General features: G+C 66.8%; 3 protein-coding genes and 1 pseudogene. 2 read left to right on the forward strand and 2 right to left on the reverse strand.

Translation table 11 applies throughout. The features are described 5' to 3' along the window. Positions 1-80: 80 nt before the first annotated feature. Positions 81-704, reverse strand: a pseudogene (locus AC2VOG_RS08370) (HNH endonuclease family protein); the annotation flags it as partial. Between the two features lie 218 nt (positions 705-922). On the opposite strand from AC2VOG_RS08370, the gene AC2VOG_RS08375 reads away from it, so the two are divergent. Then, complete coding sequence (locus AC2VOG_RS08375; RefSeq protein WP_486939449.1) at positions 923-1,825, forward strand: pseudouridine-5'-phosphate glycosidase; 903 nt, start codon at positions 923-925, stop codon at positions 1,823-1,825. Here the strand turns inward: AC2VOG_RS08375 and AC2VOG_RS08380 are convergent. Continuing rightward, complete coding sequence (locus AC2VOG_RS08380) at positions 1,822-3,042, reverse strand: PucR family transcriptional regulator (protein WP_486939450.1); 1,221 nt, start codon at positions 3,040-3,042, stop codon at positions 1,822-1,824. The two genes, AC2VOG_RS08375 and AC2VOG_RS08380, sit on opposite strands and share 4 nt — an antisense overlap. A gap of 125 nt (positions 3,043-3,167) precedes the next feature. Here AC2VOG_RS08380 and AC2VOG_RS08385 point away from each other — a divergent pair. After that, a partial coding sequence (locus AC2VOG_RS08385) for a PE-PPE domain-containing protein (protein WP_486939451.1) occupies positions 3,168-3,896 on the forward strand: 729 nt, incomplete at its 3' end.

Consider the following 3,896-nt stretch of genomic DNA (forward strand, 5'->3'; position numbering starts at 1 on the left):
GCGCAGTACGTGCGGGTGGCGCTTACCGCCACCGACGAGCGGATCGCGGCGGCGGCGGCCCGGCTGGGTTAGCCGCCCGGCGCGCCACATTCGCCGGTGAGAATCCGCTCGATCGCGTCGTGCTCCGCCTCGGTCACCCACAGGCCGTAGCCGGACTTCACCGCGACGATCCGCGAGACGTAGGCGCAGCGATAGGACTTGTTGGGCGGTAGCCAGGTGGCTGCGTCGCCATCGCCTTTCTGCTCGTTGATCGGCCCGCTGGTGGCCTGCAGGTTCAGCGGATCGTTGGCGAAGTTGCGGCGGGTGAGCTCATCCCACTGCTGGGCGCCCTTCTGCCAGGCATCCGACAACGCCACCACATGGTCGATCTGCACCGCCTGGGAGGTACCCCGACCGCGCTGGAAGGCGATCGCGGTACCGGTGTAGGGATCGTTCAAGACGCCGGACGTCACTACGCAATCGGCGGTGCCCGGCTTGATCTCGATGTCGACCAGGTCGCGGCGCAGGATGTCGTTGCGGGTGTCGCAGCCGTTGTGGCCGCCGGGCACCGTGACGTCGTCGCTCCACGCCTGGCCGAACAGGCCGCGCGAGTAGCCGGTCTTGGGCGCGCGGCCCTTGATCGGCAGTGCGTCCAGCATGGCCAGCTCGGCCGGTCCTTCGGCAGCACCGACCGGAACCGGATCCGCGGTGGCGGCCGGCGCCACGATCAGCAGGGCCGCGGTGAGCGCGGCGAAACAGCCGGGCCACCTGCGTCGCTGGTCGACCATGGCACCTCCGCGTGAACCCGGTGGTTCAGCGAGGCTCGACGAAGGAGAGGCGAAGCTGGAACCGCCGCATGAACCCGGTGAACAGTCGCGGACGCTACCAGCCTGGCCCGACACGAGCGATGCGCGCAGATCGCCGCGCGCCATAGGCTGAGCGGATGCGCATCCATCCCGAGGTCGCCGAGGCGTTGGCCGGCGGGCGGGCCGTGGTGGCGCTGGAGAGCACGATCATCAGCCACGGTCTGCCGCGTCCGGACAATCTGCGCATTGCGCGTGCCATCGAGCACGCCGTGCGCTCGGCGGGCGCGGTACCGGCCACCATCGCGATCATCGACGGCCAGCCGCACATCGGTCTCGACGATGATGCGCTGCACCGCATCGCCGTCGGGGGCACGGCGATCAAGATCAGTGTCCGTGAGATCGCGATGCTTGCCGCAGTGGCCGGCGACGGTGCGACCACGGTCGCCGCGACCGCGCACCTGGCGGCGGCAGCCGGCATCACGGTGTTCGCCACCGGCGGGTTGGGCGGCGTGCATCGCGGCGCACAGCACAGCTACGACGAGTCCGCGGATCTGACCACCCTCTCGCGCACCCCGGTACTGGTGGTGTGTTCGGGCGTGAAGTCGATCCTGGACATCGGTGCCACGTTGGAGCGGTTGGAGACGCTATCGGTGGGCGTGATCGGCTACCGCACCGACCGCTTTCCGGCTTTCTACCTCGCCGACTCCGGCCACCCACTCGACTGGTGGGTCCAGACACCCAAACAAGCTGCCGCGGTGCTGCGGGCTCGCGACCGGCTGGGCACCGACGGCTATGGGCTGGTGCTGGCCAACCCGATTCCCGCCGACGCCGAGCTGGACCGCCAACTGCATGACCGGGTGCTGGCCGAAGGATTGGCCGCCGCCCGGGCCGCGGGCATCCACGGCAAGGACGTCACCCCATTCCTGCTGGACTATTTCCACCGCGAGACGCACGGCGCATCGGTGGCGGCCAACGTCGCACTGGTGCTGGCCAATGCGCGGGTGGCCGCCGAGATCGCCGTGGCCTATTCGGGCTGCTAGGTCCCGCCGTCACGCCAGCGCAGCGCGTCGAGGGCTACCGCGACGCTGACGCTGCTTTCGGCCAGCGGCCGAGGTAGCAGCTCATCGGCATGGGAAATCCTGCGCAACAATGTGTTTCGATGGGTATACAGACGTTCGGCGGCGCGGGAACCGTTGCACTGTTCGTGGACGTAGACCAGGACGGTTTCCTGGAGTTCCCGGTCGGCAGAAGCGAAATCACCCAGGGTGTGTTTGATGAATCGATCGGCCTGGGCCGCATCCGCGGTAACCAGCGCGACGAGTTCGACATCGGCGAAGCTGGCGACCTGAATGGACGAGCGCCGCTTCATCATCATGCGTTGGGTAGCGACCGCGTCGAGATGACTGCGCCGGAAACCTGCCACCCCGGATGCTGGGATCCCCAGCGCGATCCGGACGCCGGGAAGTTCGCTGATCGCCGCCGAAATACTTGGTACATTGAGGCTTCCGACACCCGGCAGCCACACCCATCGGGTAGCGGGGCCGATCCGCACGGACAAGATCGGACGCATCTCCGGCGTGGGCCACAACGCCTCGGTGGCGCAGTCGAGGTCGCTCGGATCGATGTCCGACTCGTCACCCCAGACGATGGCCGCGGTGTGTTCTTGACCCAGGTGGTAGCCGAGCTGGCCTTCGGCTTGTCGGGGGATTGCCTTGCCACTGAGGATTTGCGCGATGATTTGGCGGCGTTCGGCATGCACTTCGTTGGCGAGTTCGTCCCGTTCGACCTGTAGGTGCCGATAGACCTCGGTGACTGTGGCGTCGATGAACGAGGTCATCGACCGCGCCGATACATCGAGCAGCTCGCGCAGCTCGGCCGGGTCCGAGGTCAACCCGAATGCGATCTCCATCCAAAACTGCCAGGCCATGTTCTGCCCGAGCCGGTAGGCGTCGACCGACGTCGGTGACCTCAGGCCGCGGCGTGCGATGCCGCGGGCGATGTCGGACAGCTCGCCGGTATTCGCCGCTACCGGCTCGCCCGGACGGCTGATATTGGCGGCCGCCCAGTGCAGCAGCGTGGACCAGATCCCTCGGCGGATGGCCGCGGCCAGTAGCGGATCGCCGCCGATGACCTGCATGTATTCCGACTCAAGTGCTGCCCGCTGCAGCTCATCGAGCTGCTCCGGGGCCATGTTCACCATCGCCTCGGCGCCCCGGCGCATGAGATCGCCGATCTGCTTCGAGGGTCGCTTCCACACCGGCGCAGCGTAGCGAAGATTGTGCACTCTGCACTTCAAAAAAGTGCAAATTGGTGCGCAATGGTCTTGTTTGGGGGCGCGGGCCTGCCCAATTATTGACCGGTCGTCGAGCCTAAGGAAATCTCATGTCGTTAGCACTTCGCTCCTACGTCACCGCAGGTGTCTGCCTGGTGGGAGCCGGCCTTGTCGCGGTCACACCGATGGCTCCCACCCCGTCGATGAAGCAGATGCAGGCCGTGCGGCTGTTGGCCGGTAGCGCGGCGGACTCGGCGAATGACCTGGTTGGACTGGTCGTCGGCGGTACCGGCACCCCGATCCCGCAGGATTCGGCGAAGTTCCCCGACTACGTGCAGCAGGCCAACGACCTGTTCATTCAACGGATTCTTCCCGGTGCCCACTCTCAGGGGGTGTTCACCCCGGAGGGCGGCTCGCCGATCTATACCGGCGTCAAGAGCCTGCCGTTCGACACGTCGTTCGCCCAGGGCGCCACGATGCTCAAGACCTATATCGAAGACAGTGTCGCAGCGGGTAACACCGTTGCGGTCTACGGGGAGTCGCAGAGCTCGACGATCTCCGGCATGGTGATGCCGGAGTTGGCGCAGGACGGCATCGCCGCCGATGCGGTGAAGTTCGTGTTGGTGGGCAACCCGAGCAACCCCGACGGCGGGTTGCTGGAACGGTTCGCCCCGCTGAGCCTGCCGGCGCTGGGCATCACGTTCGACGGTGCGACTCCCGCGGACTCCATCTACCAGACCGACATCTACACCCAGGAGTACGACGGCTTCGCCGACTTCCCGAAGTACACCCTGAACTTCCTGTCCGACCTCAACGCGTTCCTGGGCATCGAGTTCGTC

The organism is Mycobacterium sp. TH-M11 (genome assembly GCF_057473725.1).

Coding starts and splice junctions, on each gene's coding strand:
- AC2VOG_RS08375 (WP_486939449.1), top strand. CDS start 923: ATGCGCATCCATCCCGAGGTCGCCGAGGCGTTGGCCGGCGGGCGGGCC.